General features: G+C 70.6%; 18 protein-coding genes. 12 read left to right on the top strand and 6 right to left on the bottom strand.

Translation table 11 applies throughout. The features are described from left to right. Positions 1-10 precede the first annotated feature (10 nt). Positions 11-1,096, bottom strand: a complete 1,086-nt coding sequence (locus tag ACWDY5_RS10170; RefSeq protein WP_252483616.1) for an inositol-3-phosphate synthase — start codon at positions 1,094-1,096, stop codon at positions 11-13. A 26-nt stretch (positions 1,097-1,122) separates the two neighbouring features. After that, positions 1,123-1,650 carry a PadR family transcriptional regulator gene (locus ACWDY5_RS10165; RefSeq protein ID WP_252483615.1) on the bottom strand — a complete coding sequence of 176 codons (528 nt, stop codon included), beginning with the start codon at positions 1,648-1,650 and terminating at the stop codon, positions 1,123-1,125. 155 nt (positions 1,651-1,805) lie between these two features. On the opposite strand from ACWDY5_RS10165, the gene ACWDY5_RS10160 reads away from it, so the two are divergent. The 3 genes from ACWDY5_RS10160 (at position 1,806) to ACWDY5_RS10150 (ending at position 6,875) form a co-directional block, all read left to right on the top strand. Beyond that, positions 1,806-2,210 (top strand): DUF5318 domain-containing protein, encoded by a 405-nt coding sequence (locus ACWDY5_RS10160; protein ID WP_283662277.1) that lies wholly within the window; start codon positions 1,806-1,808, stop codon positions 2,208-2,210. A gap of 343 nt (positions 2,211-2,553) precedes the next feature. Next, positions 2,554-5,157: a transglycosylase domain-containing protein gene (locus ACWDY5_RS10155; protein ID WP_449721928.1), complete on the top strand. Its 2,604-nt coding sequence runs from the start codon at positions 2,554-2,556 to the stop codon at positions 5,155-5,157. A 101-nt stretch (positions 5,158-5,258) separates the two neighbouring features. Beyond that, positions 5,259-6,875, top strand: a complete 1,617-nt coding sequence (locus ACWDY5_RS10150; protein ID WP_449721927.1) for a glycosyltransferase family 87 protein — start codon at positions 5,259-5,261, stop codon at positions 6,873-6,875. Here the strand turns inward: ACWDY5_RS10150 and ACWDY5_RS10145 are convergent. The 3 genes from ACWDY5_RS10145 to ACWDY5_RS10135 are packed head-to-tail and all read right to left on the bottom strand — an operon-like array spanning position 6,856 to position 10,250. Beyond that, positions 6,856-8,082, bottom strand: a complete 1,227-nt coding sequence (locus ACWDY5_RS10145) for an SGNH/GDSL hydrolase family protein (protein WP_449721926.1) — start codon at positions 8,080-8,082, stop codon at positions 6,856-6,858. The genes ACWDY5_RS10150 and ACWDY5_RS10145 overlap by 20 nt on opposite strands. Before the next feature lie 45 nt (positions 8,083-8,127). Further along, positions 8,128-9,483 carry a glycosyltransferase family 87 protein gene (locus ACWDY5_RS10140; RefSeq protein WP_449721925.1) on the bottom strand — a complete coding sequence of 452 codons (1,356 nt, stop codon included), beginning with the start codon at positions 9,481-9,483 and terminating at the stop codon, positions 8,128-8,130. Continuing rightward, complete coding sequence (locus ACWDY5_RS10135; protein ID WP_252483610.1) at positions 9,480-10,250, bottom strand: deoxyribonuclease IV; 771 nt, start codon at positions 10,248-10,250, stop codon at positions 9,480-9,482. The genes ACWDY5_RS10140 and ACWDY5_RS10135 overlap by 4 nt, the downstream gene beginning before the upstream one ends. Before the next feature lie 186 nt (positions 10,251-10,436). Here ACWDY5_RS10135 and ACWDY5_RS10130 point away from each other — a divergent pair, with 186 nt between their 5' ends. The 7 genes from ACWDY5_RS10130 (at position 10,437) to ACWDY5_RS10100 (ending at position 16,078) form a co-directional block, all read left to right on the top strand. Then, a complete protein-coding gene (locus ACWDY5_RS10130) occupies positions 10,437-11,399 on the top strand; it encodes a hypothetical protein (RefSeq protein ID WP_449721924.1) in 963 nt (320 codons plus the stop codon). A gap of 114 nt (positions 11,400-11,513) precedes the next feature. After that, positions 11,514-11,861: a 30S ribosomal protein S6 gene (rpsF, locus tag ACWDY5_RS10125; RefSeq protein WP_283662286.1), complete on the top strand. Its 348-nt coding sequence runs from the start codon at positions 11,514-11,516 to the stop codon at positions 11,859-11,861. A 20-nt stretch (positions 11,862-11,881) separates the two neighbouring features. Beyond that, entirely contained in the window at positions 11,882-12,385 is a 504-nt protein-coding gene (locus ACWDY5_RS10120) for a single-stranded DNA-binding protein (RefSeq protein WP_449721923.1), read from the top strand. 81 nt (positions 12,386-12,466) lie between these two features. After that, positions 12,467-12,706, top strand: coding sequence for a 30S ribosomal protein S18 (gene rpsR / locus ACWDY5_RS10115; RefSeq protein ID WP_086781836.1), 240 nt, complete (start codon positions 12,467-12,469; stop codon positions 12,704-12,706). A 24-nt stretch (positions 12,707-12,730) separates the two neighbouring features. Continuing rightward, on the top strand, positions 12,731-13,183 hold the full coding sequence (gene rplI / locus ACWDY5_RS10110) for a 50S ribosomal protein L9 (RefSeq protein WP_449721922.1): 453 nt from the start codon (positions 12,731-12,733) through the stop codon (positions 13,181-13,183). Between the two features lie 472 nt (positions 13,184-13,655). After that, positions 13,656-15,029, top strand: a complete 1,374-nt coding sequence (gene dnaB / locus ACWDY5_RS10105) for a replicative DNA helicase (protein WP_283662288.1) — start codon at positions 13,656-13,658, stop codon at positions 15,027-15,029. A gap of 8 nt (positions 15,030-15,037) precedes the next feature. Further along, positions 15,038-16,078 carry an LLM class flavin-dependent oxidoreductase gene (locus tag ACWDY5_RS10100; RefSeq protein ID WP_449721921.1) on the top strand — a complete coding sequence of 347 codons (1,041 nt, stop codon included), beginning with the start codon at positions 15,038-15,040 and terminating at the stop codon, positions 16,076-16,078. A gap of 86 nt (positions 16,079-16,164) precedes the next feature. On the opposite strand, the gene ACWDY5_RS10095 is transcribed toward ACWDY5_RS10100, so the two are convergent. Beyond that, positions 16,165-16,944, bottom strand: coding sequence for a TetR/AcrR family transcriptional regulator (locus ACWDY5_RS10095; RefSeq protein ID WP_449721920.1), 780 nt, complete (start codon positions 16,942-16,944; stop codon positions 16,165-16,167). Positions 16,945-17,027: 83 nt separating this feature from the next. On the opposite strand from ACWDY5_RS10095, the gene ACWDY5_RS10090 reads away from it, so the two are divergent. Further along, the gene (locus ACWDY5_RS10090; RefSeq protein ID WP_449721919.1) at positions 17,028-17,960 is read left to right on the top strand and encodes a zinc-dependent alcohol dehydrogenase; all 933 of its coding nucleotides are present in this window, start codon (positions 17,028-17,030) and stop codon (positions 17,958-17,960) included. Positions 17,961-18,155: 195 nt separating this feature from the next. Continuing rightward, the gene (locus tag ACWDY5_RS10085; protein ID WP_449721918.1) at positions 18,156-19,001 is read left to right on the top strand and encodes a DUF4097 family beta strand repeat-containing protein; all 846 of its coding nucleotides are present in this window, start codon (positions 18,156-18,158) and stop codon (positions 18,999-19,001) included. Positions 19,002-19,009: the final 8 nt, after the last annotated feature.

The raw sequence follows: 19,009 nt of genomic DNA, 5'->3' as shown, positions 1-19,009 counted from the left end.
CCCCGTCCGCTCAGTCCTCGCCGCGGATGAACCGCTCGACCTTCTCCCTGGCCGCGGAGTCGTCGTACTGCTCCGGCGGGGACTTCATGAAGTAGGAGGAGGCGGAGAGCACCGGGCCGCCGATACCGCGGTCCAGCGCGATCTTGGCCGCGCGCACCGCGTCGATGATCACGCCCGCGGAGTTGGGCGAGTCCCAGACCTCCAGCTTGTACTCCAGGTTCAGCGGCACGTCGCCGAAGGCGCGGCCCTCCAGCCGGACGTAGGCCCACTTGCGGTCGTCCAGCCAGGCCACGTAGTCCGACGGGCCGATGTGCACGTTGCGGGCACCGAGGTCGTGCTCGACCTGGGAGGTGACCGCCTGGGTCTTGGAGACCTTCTTGGACTCCAGGCGGTCCCGCTCCAGCATGTTCATGAAGTCCATGTTGCCGCCCACGTTGAGCTGCATGGTGCGGTCCAGGATGACGCCCCGGTCCTCGAACAGCTTGGCCAGCACCCGGTGCGTGATGGTCGCGCCGACCTGGGACTTGATGTCATCGCCCACGATCGGCACGCCGGCGGCGCGGAACTTCTCCGCCCACACCGGGTCGCTGGCGATGAACACCGGCAGCGCGTTCACGAAGGCCACCCGCGCGTCGATGGCGGCCTGGGCGTAGAAGCGGTCCGCCGCCTCCGAGCCCACCGGCAGGTAGGAGACCAGCACGTCGGCCTCGGCCTCGCGTAAGGCCCGCGCCACGTCCACCGGCTGCTCGTCGGACTCCTGGATGGTCTCCCGGTAGTAGTGGCCCAGCCCGTCCAGGGTGTGCCCGCGCTGCACCGGCACGCCCAGCGGCGGCACGTCGCAGATCTTGATGGTGTTGTTCTCGCTGGCCAGGATCGCCTCGGACAGGTCGGCGCCGACCTTCTTGGCGTCCACGTCGAAGGCGGCCACGAACTCGATGTCGCGCACGTGGTAGTCGCCGAACTGCACGTGCATCAGGCCGGGCACCCGGCTGCCGGGGTCGGCGTCGCGGTAGTACTGCACGCCCTGCACCAGCGAGGCGGCGCAGTTCCCGACGCCGACGATGGCCACCCGCACCTTGCGGCGGTCTCCGGACATGGCCGGGTCCTCCTTCACAGTCATCCTCATGGCTGGCGGTGTTCCGCCTCGATCAGCTCGTCCAGCCACCGCACCTCGCGGTCGGCGCCGTCAAGGCCGAGCCGCTGCAACTGCCGGGTGTAGTGGTCGACGTGCTCGCAGGAGCGGTCCAGCGTGGACTGGATCCGTTCCCGCCGTTCCGCCACACAGCGCCGCCTGCCCTCCAGGATCCGCAGCCGCGTCGCGGGCGGCGTGCGGGAGAAGAAGGCCAGGCGGACGCCGAAGCAGTCGTCCTCCCAGTGCTGCGGCTGCACCTCGGCGAGCAGGCAGGCGAAGTGCTCCCGGCCGGCCGCGCTGAGCCCGTAGACCCGCCGCGCCCGGCCCCCGGTGGCTGCCGCGCCCCCGCCGTCCTCGGCGATCAGCCCAGCGTCCTGCAACCGGCGCAGGGTGGGGTAGAGCGAGCCGAAGGAGAAGGCAGGCCGGTGCCCGCACAGCAGGCAGCCCAGCTGTTTTCGCAGCTCGTAGCCGTGCATGGGGGCCCGGTGCAGGATGCCGAGGATCGCCAGCTCCAGCATCTGGCACCTCCTCCTGGCTCGGCTGACAAACAGGCGGACTATATCGGGCCGATACATCGAAGCCACCAGCCTCGGGGCGTGAGATGGGCAACGCCCCGCCGGCACTGCCCTGAACGGCTCACCGGGACCTTGTGCCAGCCACGTAGTCTGATGGGGTGCGAACCCAGCGGCAGGTGGTCGACTACGCGTTGCAGCGCCGTGCGCTGCTCGCGGAGGTCTACTCCGGCCGGTCTGGGGTCATGGAGGTGTGCGACGCCAGTCCATACCTGCTCCGAGCGGCGAAGTTCCACGGCGAACCCAGCACGGTGACCTGTCCTGTGTGCCGCAAGGAACCCCTGACGCTGGTGTCCTGGGTGTACGGCGACGAGCTCAAGCACGCGGCGGGCTCGGCCCGCACAGCTGAAGAACTCGCGCGCATGGCAACCCTTTTTGTGGAGTTCAGCGTTTACGTAGTCGAGGTGTGCCGCACCTGCAGCTGGAACCACCTGGTGCAGTCATACGTCCTGGGGACGGGTGGCCTGCGCAGCGGCAGCTCCCAAAGGAAGACCGCCGCGGAGTGATCCAGCTCATGTCGCTGGTACGTACTGACGAACGACCGCCAAACGACGTCGCACCGTGCGACGGCGGTGGAAGGGCCTTTTCGTGAACGAGCGCGACGACCGACGGCGTGACGGCCGACCGGGTGGACCCGAGGAGACCGGTGAGCACACCGGTCAGTGGGTGCCCAACTGGGACGAAGACGACACTCCGCCACCGGGCCCCCGCCAGGGCCCGCCGCCGGGTGGGCCACACGGCCCGCCGCCCGGCGGCCCGCGCCCCCCGATGCCGCCCCAGGGCGGCAGGCCCATGCCCCCCGGCGGTCCAGGCACCCCGCCCCGCGGCGGCCCGATGCCACCCCCCGGCATGCCCATGGGTCCCGGCGGCCCGATGGGCCACGGCGGCCCGAACACCCCGCCCGGCGGCGCGCCGATGGGCCACGGTGGTCCGAACACGCCGCCCGGCGGCGCGCCCATGCCGCCCGGCCAGCGCCCCCCGTTCAACGGTGGCCCCGGCGGCCCTGGCCCGAACGGCGGCTTCGGCGGCCCGCCCCGCCAGCAGCACCCGTCGGACATGCCCACCGACATGCTCCCCCCGGTCGACGACGGCTACCCGCGTGAGCCAGAGCTGCTCACCCACCGCGAACCCCTGCCGGGCGACCCGGACTACGACGACACCCACGTCGTCCAAGCCGACGAGCTGAGCCCGGAGGAGGAACGGAAACTGCGCAAGAAGAAGATCTGGCGCCGGGTCCGCCGCACCGGCTACGTGCTGGCCGCCATCGGCATCATCGCCCCGGTGCTGGCCTTCGTGATCGCCTACCAGTTCGTCACGGTGAAAACGCCCGAAGAGGTCTTCGCCGACGTCAAGCAGGTCGTCACGATCAACTACGCGGACGGCAGCGAGCTCGGCAGGATCGTGCCGCAGGGTGGTGAGCGGGTCCAGCTGAAGTACGAGGAGATCCCGCAGGTCATCAAGGAAGCGGTGCTCTCGACCGAGGACAAGAACTTCTACGAGAACCCGGGCTTCGACCCGATCGGCATCCTGCGCGCGGTGTTCAACAACCTCACCGGCGGCACCGGCGGTGGCTCCGGCATCACCCAGCAGTACATCAAGATCTCCACCGGCGACGACGAGCGGTCACTGACCCGCAAGTTCATCGAGCTGGTCAAGGCCGCCAAGATGGACACCCAGTACGAGAAGAAGGACATCCTCACCAACTACCTCAACGTGATCGCCTTCGGCCGTGGCGCCGACGGCATCGAGGCGGCGGCCAAGGCGTACTTCAACAAGAGCGCCAAGGACATCAACCGCCCTGAGGAAGCCGCCCTGCTGGCCGCGGTCATCCAGCGCCCGTACGAGTGGGACCCGGCGATCAACCGGGAGAAGTCGGTCAAGCGCTGGAACGACGTGCTCGACAAGATGGTCGAGAACGGCAAGGTCCCGAAGGCCGCCCGGGACCAGATGCAGTTCCCCGAGGACGGCGACAAGCCCGGCCAGCTGCGCGACCGCAGGGAGGCGATCAGGGCCAAGGGCGGTCCGGACGGCCCGAAGGCGCTGATCCAGCAGCAGGTCGAGGCCGAGCTGGAACGCAACAAGATCAGCGCGACGGCGCTCCGCAAGAACGGCTACACGATCACCACCACGATCGACAAGAAGGCCCAGGAGGCCGCAGAGGCCGCCGTGCAGAAGGTGGTCTTCGCCGACGGCCAACCGGGCAACCTGCGCTCGGCCCTGGTCGCGACCGACCCGAAGACCGGCGGCGTGCTGGCCTACTACGGCAGCCGGGACGGCAAAGGCACCGACTACGCCAAGGCATCCCAGCCGCCGGGCTCCTCGTTCAAGGCCTTCGTGGTCGCGGCGGCGCTGGAGAAGGACATCGGCCTCGGCTCGACCTTCGACAGCAGCTCGCCACGCACCTTCGGCAAGGGCAGCAGCGCGTACACCGTGTCCAACGCCAGCCGCGGGTACGAGTGCACCATGTGCTCGATCCGGCAGATGACCGAGTTCTCGGTCAACACCGCCTTCGTCGACCTCGCGCTGAAGGTGGGCACCAAGACGGTGGCCAACGCCGCACACGAGGCCGGGATCCCGACCGAGATCAACAACAAGCCGAGCCTCGGCCTCGGCAACGGCGGTTCGCCGTCCGCGGGTATCGCGCTGGGCGGCTACGAGGTCCGGACCATGGACATGTCCGCGGCGTACGCGACCTTCGCCAACGACGGCATGAAGTTCGAGCAGCACTTCGTGGCCAAGGTGACCGACGCGGCCGGCAACGTGAAGTACCAGTTCGACAAGGCTGCCAAGCCCGCCTTCGACCAGTCCGACACCCAGCGCAACACCGACATCGCGCGCAACGTGACCGAGGCGCTCAAGCCGGTGGCCGGGTACTCGAGGCTGCCGCTGGACAAGAACCGGCCCTCGGCCGCCAAGACCGGCACCCACCAGTACGAGAAGGAGAAGGGCAGCAGCCACAACTCCCGTGCCTGGATGGTCGGCTACACCCCGTCGGTCTCCACCGCGGTCTGGGTGGGCACCGACTACAACGAGATCCTCAAGGGGCGCTGGAACTCCCAGACCGGCAGGCTGGTGGCGCCGAAGGACATGTACGGCAAGGACGAGCCGGGTGCGGTCTGGAAGGAGTTCATGGACGCCTACCTCAACGGCACCAAGGTCGAACCCTTCCCCGCCGCCAAGCCGATCGGCCAGTTCGAGGCGCCGGTGACCACCACCAGCAACGCCTCGACCAGCTCCACCCCCACGAGCTCCTCGGCCCCGCCGACCAGCAGCAGCGAGCAGCCGACCAGCTCCAAGCCGACCACCAGCAACCCGAACCCCACCTGTGGGGTCTGGCCGTGGCCGAGCTGCAAGCCGACCACCACGCCGACCAGGCCGTCCAGGACCACCGGGGAGGACCCACCCGGTGGTGACCCGCCCGGCCGCGGCCGGGGCGGCAACGGCGAAGGATGACCCGGGGCGGGGAGGTGCTGGTTCACCTCCCCGCCTTCCTGTTCCGGCTGGATCGCACCGGCTCACCCAGGCACCCCGGCCGAACCCGTAGCATCCGCGAGGTGTCCCATGCATCGGAGCAGCCCGAGCCGCAGGCCACCGTCGGAGTCAGCGAAGCGCCGCCCGCGCCGCCCAAGCGGATCGCGGACACCGAGTCGCTGACGCCGCGGGAGCGGGAGGTGGCTACCTGGTCGGAGCCGTTGGCGCGGCAGGCCAGCAGGCCGCTTGGCGGGATGCTGGGGCGGCATGCGGTGATCGGGCGGCACTGGTTCTGGACGCCGTTGCGGGTTGTGCTGCTGCTGGCCACGCTGACCCTGGCGCTGGCGTACACGGCCAAGGCGCCGTGTGTGCAGGAGTACGTGGACGACCAGGGTGTCACCCAGCTGGACTGGCGGGACTCCCGGCAGTACGTGGCGATGTGCTACTCCGACACCGTTCCGCTCTACACCGCCGAGCGGCTGGACAAGGGGCTGTTCCCGTACAAGACCTCCTGGGTGGAGGACAACGGGCAGGTGCGCTACATGGAGTACCCGGTGATCTCCGGGTTGTTCCAGTGGTTCAACGCCCAGCTCGCGCACGGCTGGGTGGCCATCGCCAACAGCGGCTGGCTGCCGAATGCCATGGCGGTGATCGTCTACTTCAACTTCAGCTCGCTGTGGCTGGCGCTGGCCTGGCTGGTCACCATCTGGGCCACCTTCAAGCTCACCGGGCGGCGGCCGTGGGACACCGCCATCGCCGCGGTCTCGCTGCTGGTGGTGGTGCACGCCTTCACCAACTTCGACACCCTGGCCACCGGCTTCGCCGCGGTGGCGCTGCTGGCCTGGGCGCGCAACCGGCCGGGGCTGGCCGGGGTGCTGCTGGGGCTGGGCGCGGCGGCGAAGCTGTACCCGCTGTTCTTCCTCGGACCGCTGCTCGTGCTGTGCCTGAGATCGGGGCGGATGGGGCACTGGTGGCGGACCACCTGGACCGCGGCGCTGGCTTGGGGCGCGGTGAACGCGCCGATCTTCTACCTCTACCCGGACGGCTGGCGGGAGTTCTTCCGGCTCAACTCCGAGCGCGGGGTGGACCCGGACAGCCTCTACAACGTCGTGCAGTACTTCACCGGTTGGAGCGGCTTCGACGGCCCGCTGCCGGCGGGCGCCACCCCGACCGTGCTGAACACGGTCACCGCGGTGCTGTTCCTGCTGTGCTGCGCGGGCATCGGCTGGGTGGCGCTGTCCGCGCCGCGGCGGCCCAGGGTGGCGCAGCTGGCCTTCCTGGTGGTGGCGGCGTTCCTGCTGACCAACAAGGTGTGGAGCCCGCAGTACTCGCTGTGGCTGGTGCCGCTGGCCGTGCTCGCGCTGCCCCGCTGGCGGCTGCTGCTGGCCTGGATGGCGGTGGACGCCCTGGTGTGGGCGCCCCGGATGTACTTCTACCTCGGCCCGGACAACAAGGGCCTGCCGCAGGACTGGTTCCTGGGCGCGGTGGTGGTCAGGGACATCTTCGTGGTCCTGCTGTGCGTGCTGGTGCTGCGCGAGATCTACCGGCCCGCGCTGGACCGGGTACGCGCCTTCGGCGTGGACGATCCGGCAGGTGGTCCGCTGGACGGCGCGCCGGATGCGTTCGTACTCGGGCCTGCCCGCACCGCGAAGAAGCGGCGCGAGCAGGCCGAGGCCACGGCTACAGCGATGACAGGTTGACCGCGTTCGCCATCGCCTTGAACCCGGCGTCACCGGGGTGCAGGTGGTCGCCCTGGTCGTACTCGGGCTTGATCCGCTGCGGGTCCTGCGGGTCCCGGATGGTGGCGTCGAAGTCGATCAGGCCGTCGTAGTCGGTGTTGTTGCGGATGTAGCGGTTGACCGCCTGCCGGGTGGCCTCCAGCTGCTCGCTGTAGGAGTACCAGCCCTTGAACGGGGTGATGGTCGCGCCGAGCACCCGCAACCCCCGGTCCTTGGCCCGCTGCGCGATCTGCTTGAGCGCGGCGATGATCCGGTTCGGGTCGGTCTGGTGCGGGGTCTGCTGGATGTCGTTGATGCCCTCGAACACGATCACCGTGCGGGCGCCGGTGGCGGTCAGCACGTCCCGGTCCAGCCTGGCCAGCGCGTTCACCCCGGCGCTGCCGCCGTCCAGCAGCAGCCGGTTCCCGCTGATCCCGGCGTTGAGCACGCCCAGCCGCAGGTGCGCGGGACCGGCCTTCATCCGGTCCGCGAGCTGGTCCGGCCAGCGCAGGTTGGCGCCCCAGGTGGAGTTCGCGCCGTCGGTGATCGAGTCGCCGAGGGCCACCACGCTGCCGCGCACGCCCGGCGCGCGCACGTCCACACCGGAGACGTAGTGCCACTGCCGGGTCTGCTCGGTGAACGCCGACCCCGACTCCGCGGCGGCGTGGTTGCCGTTGCGGGTGAAGTAGGAGTTCTGCATGGTCAGCGAGTGGTAGGTGACCGGGCCGGAGGGGTTCGGGGTGAAGGTGGTGACCAGCAGGTTGGCATCCGGCGGCACGGTCAGCGCGACCGGGTCGCTGAGCACGTCGGCGAACGGCGGCGCGGTGATCTCCCGCTCGCCGCCGAAGGTCAGCGTGCGCATGGTGCCGGGCACCGCGTTCGGGGTGTCCGCACCCGCCGCCAGCGCGACCGTGACCTGCCCGAACAGCACCGGCGCGCGACCGAAGGCGTTGGACAGCCGGACCCGGACCTGAGAGCCGCCGATGCTGGTGTGCACGATGTTGCGGATCGAGTAGTTGGGATAGCCGGACTCGGTGTTGGGCACCGCGGCCGAGGGGGCGGCCGCCCAGGTGCCGACCCAGTTGCCCGGTGGCGCGGGCGCCTGCTGCTCACCGACGGCCTGGCCGCCCGAGGACAGCAACGCGACCACACCCAGTGCGACCAGCCAGCGCTTACCGTTCGACACCATCCGCGAGCCTCCTACAGCCACCTAGACGGGACTCATCCGACCTAATCAGCGGCCTGGGAGCGTGGCCATCCGCCGTTCCGCCGATTCCGGCTCGAAGGTGACCCGGCTGCCCGGCAGCACCAGGAACAGGCCGAGCAGCAGCGCGACCTTGCCCCAGACGCCGATCATCACCGCCTGTGCGGGCAGGCTGTCGTAGATCGACATGGGCAGCTGGAACTCGATCGCGTGGTACCAGAGGAACACGCCGGTGCCCAGCGCCAGGTCGGCCACGGTGTAGGCCAGCACCCAGCCCCAGCGCACCGCCAGCAGCACGAAGAAGGGCAGCAGCCACAACGTGTACTGCGGCGAGTGCACCTTGTGCAGCAACAGGAACCCGCACAGCATCGCGCCGGAGACGCCGACCCACGGGTACTCCCCGGTGCCGGTCCAGCGCAGCCAGCCGACCAGGCAGGCCAGCAGGAAGGCCAGGCAGATCAGGGTCGGCGAGAGCCAGCTGACCAGCTGCTGGAAGTCGGTGTTGGCCGGGTCGGAGGCCGGCCGGAAGGCCCAGAACCAGATCGAGTTGGTGGTGATGTCGACCTTGCGCTCCTGCTGGAAGACGAAGGAGGCCCGCCAGCCCTCATAACCCAGCACCGCGAACGGCAGGTTCACCAGCGCCACGGTGACCGCGGTCGCGGCCAGCACCCGGAGCGCGCCGGGGATGTCCCAGCGCCGCCCCCTCGGCAGCCAGCGGCCGTCCGGCCCGCCGGTGAGCACGTACAGCGCCAGCGGCAGCGCGAAGAAACCCGGGTACAGCTTCAGCGCCGCGCCAAGGCCGAGCAGCACCCCGGCCACCATGGCCCGCTCCACCAGCGGCCTGCTCGCGCCCTCCCGGCCCCAGCCCCGGTGCACCGCGTACACCGCGCCGACCGCGCAGGCCACCGCGGGCAGGTCCCAGTTGTGGAAGGCGTGCAGCACCAGGCCGGGCGCCAGCGCCCAGATCAGCGCGCGCCAGCCGGAGAGGCTGCCCAGCAGCCAGGCGATGAGCAGGCCGAAGGGGGCCAGCAGCAGGCTGGAGTAGAAGAGGAAGTCGGCGTCGTTGTTCGCGAAGACCGCCCCTGCCCAGATCAGCAGGCCGGTGAGCACCGGGTACTCCACCGAGCCGCCGGTCAGCTGGCCCTGCTCGTCGAGGCCGCCGCCCAGGTAGGGGAAGACGTGCCGGTCCACGTCCCGGCCCAGCCACAGGTGCTGCACGTCGGAGTAGCAGAGCTCGCCGTGCCGGTTGGCGTACTCCGGCGCGCTGCGGCCCCACTGGTCGAACTCAGGGCCGGCGCAGCGCGCCTTGTTCGCGTAGCCGCCGAGCAGCAGCAGTCCGCACAGCAGGACCAGCGCGGCGAGCGCGGTCCTGCCGAAGCGGGTCACGCGGGTAGCTGGGCACGCAGGTAGGCGATGTCGCCGGCCTGCCCGTCGCCTGGGGTCTCCACTACCACCGGCGCCTGCGCGGTGTTGACCACCGCGGCCAGCACGGCCGGGTCGATGGTGCCGGTGCCGATGTTGGCGTGCCGGTCCCGCGCGGAGCCGAACTCGTCCCTGGAGTTGTTCAGGTGCACCAGGTCGATCCGGCCGGTGATCCCCTTGACCCGCTCCACGATGCCGACCAGGTCCTCACCGGCGGCGTGCGCGTGGCAGGTGTCCAGGCAGAAGCCCGCGCCGAACTCGCCGACGGCGTCCCACAGCCTGGCCAGCATGTCGAACTTGCGGGCCATCGCGTTGTCGCCGCCCGCGGTGTTCTCGATCAGCACCGGCACCGCGAACCCGCCTGCCTCGGCCTGCCGCTCGAACAGCTTGCGCCAGTTCGCGATGCCGTCGGCCGGGTCGTCGCCCTTGGTCACGTGCCCGCCGTGCACCACCAGGCCGAGCGCGCCGGAAGCCTTGGCCGCCTCGGCCTGCTGCACCACCGACTTGCGGGAGGGGATGCGGATCCGGTTGTTCAGCGACGCCACGTTGATCACGTACGGCGAGTGCACGAAGACCGAGATCCCGGCCTCCCGCAGGGCCTCGGCCTGCGGGTGCGGCTTGGGTGACTCCCAGCTCTGCGGGTTGGACAGGAAGAACTGGACGACCTCGGCGCCGCGGTCCTGCGCCGAGCCGAGCGGATTGTCGTCGGCGACGTGTGCCCCGATGCGCATGCCGAGAGCGTAGTGGGCGCCCCTGACGGCCACGCCCCGAGTGGAGTCTTGTGTGCCATTCCGTCATGGATTGGAGTGGCAACCGTCACTTAGTCGACCTACCGTCGTTGGACCCAGAGACGTTACCGGTCGGTACGGCTGCGACACGGTCGCCCCTGGCAAGCAGGGCTCCGGAGAGGGATGGGCATGCTCGCTCGACTCGCACGGCTTTCCGTGGCTTCCACCCTGCTCGCGCTGGTGAGCCTGGTGGGTTTCGCCGGTTCGGCGGCGGCCGCGGAACCGATCGTGATCGGCGACTGCTCGGCCACCGTCCAGGGCAAACCGGGCCAGCCGATCCAGCTCAGCGCGGGCGCGGTGGCCGCGCCGGTGGTCGAGGTGGTCAAGCGGGTGCCGCTGCTCGGGCCGCCGCTGGCCGGCGCGGTGGACAAGGCGGTGCGCGCGCTGCCGCCGATCCCGATCGGCGCGGTGCCCGACGGCAAGGGCGGGTTCATCACCGGCGGCCAGATCGCCATCGGGGTGGTGGACGCGCTGCGCAAGATCCCGCTGCTCGGGCCGATCCTCGGCGAGGTGGTCAAGGGCGTGCAGCAGGTGCTCAGCGGCGGCTGCGGGGTGACGGTCAAGACGCTGAACACCGCGGTCGCGCCGATCCAGGACGGGGCCAAGAACCTGCCGGGCGGCGGCTCGACCACGCCGAAGCCCCCGCCCGGCACCACCAACCCCGGTCAGCCGGGACCCGGCAAGCCCGGCACCGGCACCCCGCCGCCCGGCAGCACCAACCCGGGCACGTCCGCTCCCGGCACGCCCGGCTCGGGCACGCCGATCCCGGACTTCCAGCTGCCGCGCCTCGAGGGCGGCGGCCTCTACGACTACGGCCGGGTGCCGCTCTACGACTACTCGGGGCTGCCGGTGGCCACGCCCGGCGGACTCGGCGCGCTGGCGCCGGGCGACCGCTACGGCCAGGCCTCGCCCGGCTCGCCGGGGGCCTACGGGCTGCCGGCGGGCGACGGGGTGGCCTCGGCCGGTCAGGCCCGCGCGCTGCCCACCGACGGCGCTGGGCGGGTGGCCGCTCCGGTGCTGGTCGCGGTGCTGATGCTGGCCATGGTGACCGCCGCGCTGGTGCGTACCTGGGTACTTCGGCGGACCGTCTGATCGCCGATTGGGAGCAACGGGCACTGGGCTGTTAGCCTGCTCGGGTTGCTGACGCGACGACCCTCCTGCCACGGAACGTCCGTGGCCGATTAGTCCACAGGAGGTGAGGTCTACGTGCGTCACTATGAACTGATGGTCATCCTGGACCCCAACGTGGACGAGCGCACTGTCGCTCCCACGCTGGACACTTTCCTCAACGTCATCCGCACTTCGGGCGGGAACGTGGAGAAGGTCGATGTCTGGGGCAAGCGCCGGTTGTCGTTCGAGATCAACAAGTCCCCTGAGGGGATTTACGCGGTCATCGACATCAACAGCACGCCGGACGCGGTCAAGGAGCTCGACCGCCAGCTGGGCCTGCAGGACACCGTCCTGCGCACCAAGGTCCTGCGCCGCGACCCCGCCAAGTTCGCCAAGGCCGCCGCGAAGGCTGCTGCCAAGGCGTCCAAGGGCCCCAAGGCCTGACGGCGGGAGAGCGCTGAATCATGGCTGGTGAGACGGTAATCACGGTGGTCGGGAACCTGACCGCCGATCCGGAACTGCGCTTCACCCAGTCCGGCGCGGCCGTGGCGAGCTTCACCATCGCCTCCACGCCCCGCACGCTCGACCGCGCCAGCGGCGAGTGGAAGGACGGCGAAGCGCTGTTCCTGCGGTGCAGCATCTGGCGCCAGGCGGCGGAGAACGTCGCCGAGTCCCTGACCCGCGGTATGCGCGTGGTCGCCCAGGGACGCCTGCGCCAGCGCTCCTTCGACACGAAGGAAGGCGAGAAGCGCACCGTCATCGAGCTGGAGGTCGACGAGATCGGCCCCTCGCTGCGCTACGCCACGGCCAAGGTCAACCGCGCCAGTCGCGGTGGCGGCGGTGGTGGCGGCGGCGGTGGGTACGGCTCCTCCGGCGGCGGCAGCGCGCCCGCGGACGACCCGTGGGGCTCCGCGCCGCCTGCCAGCTCCGGTGGCGGTGGCGGCTTCAACGACGAGCCGCCGTTCTGATCCGGTTGCCTCGCCAGCGCTCCTGCTCCGCACCCCTCGAGACTCCGAACACGACCACGTCCAGCTCCAGGAGGACGACACATGGCTAAGCCGCCTGTGCGCAAGCCGAAGAAGAAGGTCTGCGCGTTCTGCAAGGACAAGACCGCGCACCTGATCGACTACAAGGACACCGCGCTGCTCCGGAAGTTCATCTCCGACCGCGGCAAGATCCGTGCCCGCCGGGTCACCGGCAACTGCTCCCAGCACCAGCGGGACGTCGCCATCGCGGTGAAGAACTCGCGCGAGATGGCGCTGCTGCCCTACACCTCGACCGCTCGCTGACCAGACCATAGAGAGGAGTTGGCGATGAAGCTCATTCTCACCGCTGACGTGACCGGCCTCGGTGGTCCTGGTGACATCGTCGAGGTGAAGGACGGCTACGGCCGCAACTTCCTGCTGCCCCGCAGCCTGGCCATCGTGGCCACCAAGGGCGCGGAGAAGCAGGTGCAGGCCATCCGCAGGGCGCAGGAGGGTCGCAAGATCCGCGACCTGGACCACGCCAAGGAGGTCAAGGCCACGCTCGACGGCCTGGGCTCCGTGCAGCTGACCGGCCGCGCCGCGGCCGGTGGCGGCAAGCTGTTCGGCTCGGTCACCACCGCGGACATCGTGGCCGCGATCAAGGCCGCTGGTGGACCGGCGCTGGACAAGCGCTCGGTCGAGACCTCCGGCCACATCAAGACCACCGGCAAGCACACCGTCGCGGTGCGCCTGCACCCGGAGGTCACCGCCAACGTCAACCTCGTGGTTGCCGCAGGCTGAGCACGCTCTGCTCGACATCGAGCACAGGCGCCGCCCGAACGGGGCTACTCCATCCGGGAGGCGCCTGTGCTCGTTTGTCTCAGCGTCACAGCACGTTTTGTCAGTTGTGACACCCGGCCCGCGACACGCCGTAAACGCGGTTATACGCGACACGCCGGGCCGAGTTCCGGTTAGTTTTTCCACATCGCACACACAGGCCCTGACCAGCGGGCTTTGATTTTTCCTCGCAGGTTCTCCCCAAGTTGTCCACAGGGCACGGGACGCTTGTGGCCAGCTGTGCACAACCATCCCCAGGCTGCCCACAGGTCGATCCACAGGCTGGTTTGCCTGCTCCAGACGGGGGACCTAGCGTCGCGACTGCGCGCCCGCGGTGACGGCTGGGCCGGGCCGAGCTGCTCGGGCCGGCGGCCGTCTTGTCAGGGGTCGCAAGCAGAATCCTGGTGGGCTCGAGCTTTGGTGGAGGTGCACGACCGTGGCCGTGGTGGACGACCGTGACTTCAGGGGCGGCGACTCCTCCGGCGGCTTCGAGCGGCAACCACCGCAGGACCTCGCGGCCGAGCAGTCGGTGCTGGGCGGCATGCTGCTGTCCAAGGACGCCATCGCCGACGTGGTCGAGGTGGTCCGCCCGAACGACTTCTACCGGCCCGCGCACCAGTCGGTCTACGAGTGCATCCTCGACCTCTACACCAGGGGCGAGCCCGCCGACGCGATCACCGTCTCGGCCGAGCTGGAGCGCAGGGGCGAGCTGCTGCGGGTCGGCGGCGCGCCGTACATGCACACCCTGATCGCCACCGTGCCCACCGCGGCCAACGCGGGCTACTACGCCGAGATCGTGGCGGAGAAGGCGGTGCTGCGGCGGCTGATCGAGGCCGGCACCAAGATCGTCCAGCTGGGCCACCACGGGGCAGAGGGCTCCGACGTGACCGAGGTGGTGGACCGGGCGCAGGCGGCCATCTACGAGGTCACCGAGCGGCGCACCACCGAGGACTACGTGGCGCTGGAGGACCTGCTCCAGCCCACCATGGACGAGATCGACGCGATCGCCAGCCGAGGCGGCAACGCACTGGGCGTGCCCACCGGCTTCATGGACCTGGACGCGCTGACCAACGGCCTGCACCCGGGCCAGATGATCATCGTCGCGGCCCGTCCCGGCGTCGGCAAGTCCACCCTCGGCCTGGACTTCGCCCGCTCCTGCTCGATCAAGCACGGCATGTCCAGCGTCATCTTCTCGCTGGAAATGAGCAAGACCGAGATCGTCATGCGCATGCTCTCCGCCGAGGCCAGGATCCGGCTGGCGGACATGCGCGGTGGCCGGATGACCGACGACGACTGGACCCGGCTGGCCAGGCGGATGAGCGAGATCAGCGAGGCGCCGCTGTTCATCGACGACTCGCCGAACATGACCATGATGGAGATCAGGGCCAAGGCCAGGCGGCTCAAGCAGCGGCACGACCTCAAGCTGATCGTGCTGGACTACATGCAGCTGATGACCTCCGGCAAGAAGGTCGAGTCCCGGCAGCAGGAAGTCTCCGAGTTCTCCCGAAACCTCAAGCTGCTGGCCAAGGAGCTGGAGGTGCCGCTGGTCGCGATGAGCCAGCTGAACCGAGGCCCGGAACAGCGCACGGACAAGCGCCCGATGCTCTCCGACCTCCGCGAGTCCGGCTCGCTGGAACAGGACGCCGACATGGTGATGCTGATCCACCGCCCGGACGCCTGGGAACGCGACGACCCGCGCGCGGGCGAGGCCGACCTGATCATCGCCAAGCACCGAGCAGGCCCCACCGCGACCATCGTGGTCGCCCACCAGCTGCACTACAGCCGCTTCACCGACCTGGCCCAGGGCTGACGGGCGCCATGCGCGCAGGCGTCGTGGTCACGGCTCAGCCCGGTGTGGAGGACCTCGCCGTGCTGGCCGAGGAGCTGGGCCTGCACAGTTTCTGGGTCAACGACACCCCAATGGTGCACGGCGACCCCTTCGTCGCCCTCGGACTGTGTGCGAAGGCCACCAGCCGGATCAAGCTCGGCATCGGCGTGACCTCGCCGGGGCTGCGCTCGGCCCCGGCCGCCGCGAGCGGGTTCGCCAGCCTCAACGCCCTGGCACCGGGCCGGATCGTCTGCGGGGTCGGCACCGGGAACACCGCCCGGCGCACGCTGGGCATGCCGCCGGCCACGGTGGCCACACTCGAGGAGTTCACCACCGCGCTGCAGGACCTGTGCGCCGGAGGCTCGACCGGGTACCGCGAAGGTGACCGGGTCCGCGACGTCCGGTTCCTGCACGCCGGGGCGCAGGTGAACGCCACCGACCCGATCGAGTTCGTGGTGGCCGCGCTCGGACCGAAGGCCGCCGCCGTGGCCGGCCGCCGCGGCACCGGCCTGATCTCCTTCGGCCTGCTGGATCCCGCCGCCTGGCACGCGCTGCACGACGCCCGCCGTCACGCCGCCCGGCACCCCGGCTCCGCCACGGATTCCTACCTGGTCACCGCGCTGCACGTGCTCGGCGAGGGCGAGGACCCGCACGGCGACGCGGCCCGCGACGCGACCGGTCACCTCGTGCTGTCGCTGCTGGCCTTCGCCGCCGACGCACCCTCTTTCGCCGAGCAGCTCGGCCCGGAGGAACGCGAAGCGGTGCGGCGACTGCTCGACCGGCGCGGCACCACCGCCACCGCGCCGGACCGGCACACCAAGCTCTACCCCGGCTACCTCGGGCGCATCGCACCGCAGGACCGCGACCTGGTCCTGCCCTCGCTGATGAACATGCTGGCCCTGGTCGGCACCCGCGAGGACCTCCGCGCCCGCATCACCACCCTGGGCCAGGCCGGCATCGACGAGCTCCTCATCCAGCCGGTGGTGGACCCGCCCGCCGAGATGGCCCAGCTCGCCGAGCTCCTCGCCTGAGCGGACGCGCTCAGCGCCTCGTCTCGTACCTGGACAGGACCACACCGCCGGGATGGCGCCGGGTTGCTGGTCGCGCCCGTACAGCGTCAGGGCGCTCGCCCGCTCCGGCCGATGTCGTCGCCGGACGCGGCGATGTAGCCGTCGGCGTGTTCGATCAGGGCGCGGAAGCCGGTCAGCAGCGCGGTGAGGCCGACCTCGAACTCCTCGTCGCTGCCGACCTCGGCGAGGACCTCGGCGTGCTGGACGAGCAGCGGGACGGCCGCGGCGTCCCGGGAGCGGAACAGCTCTCGCCGATGACGCCTCTCCTCCGGGTCCTGCCGGTCGAGTCCGAGGTTGAAGTGCACCGAGCCGATGACGAAGGTGGCCAGCGCCGAGGCGGCGGCGGAGGCGAGGCCGGGGCGCAGGCCCGCGCCGATGAACAGGGCGAGGGCGTACTGCATCCCGGCCAGTGAGTTGGGGCCGAGCCGCTCGGTCCCGCGCAGCAGCGAGGCCACGCCGGGATGCCTGCGCAGGTGCTCGCGGAACCGGCGGGCCGACCACGCCGCCTGCTCGGCCCAGTCCGCGTCCTCGGGCGGCGGCGCGCTGGCCACGCTGACCGCCCGGTCGACGAGCAGGGTCACCAGCTCTTCCCGGTTGCGCACGTGCCGGTAGAGCGAGGCCTGCGTGCAGCCGAGCGCCTCGGCCACGTTGCGCATGGTCAGCGCGGCGGCCCCGCGATCGTCGAGCAGGGCCATGGACGCGTCGAGGATGCCCTCGAGGGTCAGTGACCGCCGCCGGCGCTGCCGCGCGGGTTCGCTCTCCCTGGCCAGCCACCAGGCGGCAGTTCCCGGTCGGGGCGCCTCGGCGGTCCTGCTCGGTTCGTCCACCGGACCAGGATAGCGCTATGCGAACACACATCACTTAAGTTAAGTTAACCGCGTTCGCATAACGGTACGAGGAAGGGAACACCATGCGCGCGGTACGGAACACCGATCAGGGCATCGTCGTGGCCGAGGCCGAGGAGCCGGCAGGTCCGGGGGTCCGCCTCGCCGTCGCCTCGATCGGCATCTGCGGGACCGACGTCAACTTCGCCCTGGGTGGCGTGCAGGGCTACAACTACGGCCACGAGTTCGCCGGCACCACCGCCGACGGCCAGTCCTACGCCGTCGAGCCCACGGTCTACTGCGGCGAGTGCGACCAGTGCCGCGCCGGCCACGTCCAGCGGTGCGACGCCCCCGAGCACGGCACGCTCGGCATCTTCCGGGACGGCGGCATGTGCGATGCGGTAACGGTTCCCGAGCACATGCTGATCCGGCTGCCACCCGGTCTGGACGTGCGGGACGCCTGCCTCGTGGAGCCCGCGTCGGTGGCCGGGCACGGTGTCCGCAGCGCGGCGCTGGAGTCAGGGGAGCGGGTGGCGGTCGTGGGCGGCGGCAGCATCGGGTTACTGGCCGCGGCAACGGCCCGGCAGCACGGCTTCGAGGTCGATCTCGAGGCGCGCCACGAGCACCAGCGGACGGCGGCGGAACGCCTGGGCGCGGGCTCGGTGACCGGCGGCTACGACGTGGTGATCGACGCCGCGGGCTCCGAGGCCGGTCTCGCCCGGTGCGCCGAGCTCGCCCGCCCCGGCGGTCGCGTGGTGCTGCTGGGCGTGTACCAGCACACCGTGCCCATCCCGGGCATCGTCAGCCTGGTCAAGGAGCTGACCTACCTCAACTCCATCGCCTACAGCAGGCACGAGGGCATCCGTGACACCGAACAGGCCGCGGCCCTGCTCGCCGCCAACCCCGGGATCGCGCAGACGGTGATCACCCACCGCTTCCCCCTCGACGAGGCCGCCGAGGCCTTCCGCGTGGCGGGCGACCGGGCCGCCGGAGCCATCAAGGTCGTCCTGCACCCCTGACTGGAGTGGCGCGCTGGCACCACTGGTCTTTTCAGTGGTGCCGCGCTTTACCAGCACTTTCCCTCTTAGTGGTGCCAGCTTGCGCGCGAATGGAGCCCAGCTGGCTTGCAGTGGTGCCATATCTGTGCCATTGTGGCACCTATGGAGCTGGTTCTCGTAGCTCCGGTCACCACACCACCTTCCTGGGGGACAGCCATGCCTACTTTCCAGACGCCCGAACCGGTTTCCGTCACGCTTGAGCTCGGCGTCGGCAGCGTGCGGATCACCGCGAGCGACCGCACCGACACCGCGGTCGAGGTGCGCCCGCGCAACCCGGCCGACACCTCCGATGTGCGGGCCGCACAACGGGTCCGCGTCGAGTGCGCGGACGGCGTGCTCCGGGTCACCGGGCCGAAGGCAGGCCCGTTCGACTTCTCCCGCAAGACCAGGTCGGTGGAGGTGTCCATCGACCTGCCCAGCGGTTCGCGGTTCGCCGGTGAGGTGCAGGCCGGGGACCTGCACGGCACGGGCCTGCTCGGCGAGTGCCGGTTCAAGACCGGTATCGGCAGCGTGCGGGTGGAGCGGACCGGCGCGTTGCGGGTGGTCACCTCGGCCGGTCAGGTCACCGCGGCCGCGGTGGACGGCGACGCCGACGTCCGCACCGGCACCGGGAAGGTCCGCCTCGGCGAAGTCGAGGGCACCGTGGTGGTGCGGAACTCCAACGGTGACACCACGATCGTCGCGGCGGCCGGCGAGGTGCGGGTGCGCTCGGCGAACGGGGACATCACGGTGGACCGGGCGGGCTCGGGCGTCGAGGCGAAGACCTCCAACGGCAGCATCCAGCTCGGCGAGGTGATCCGCGGCGTGGTGGAGCTCGGCACCGCGGTCGGCGACCTGGAGATCGGCCTCGCCGAGGGCACCGCCGCGCGGCTCGCGGTGACCACCAAGTTCGGCCAGGTGCACAACCTGCTGACCACCGCCGCCCAGCCCGCGCCCGCCGACGAGACCGTCGAGCTGCGCGCGCACACCTCCATCGGCGGCATCACCATCCGCCGTTCCTGATTTCCCAC

The organism is Crossiella sp. NPDC003009, from assembly GCF_053591555.1.
The sequence above is the reverse complement of the archived record's forward strand: the minus strand, read 5'-3'. Positions and strand labels throughout refer to the sequence as shown.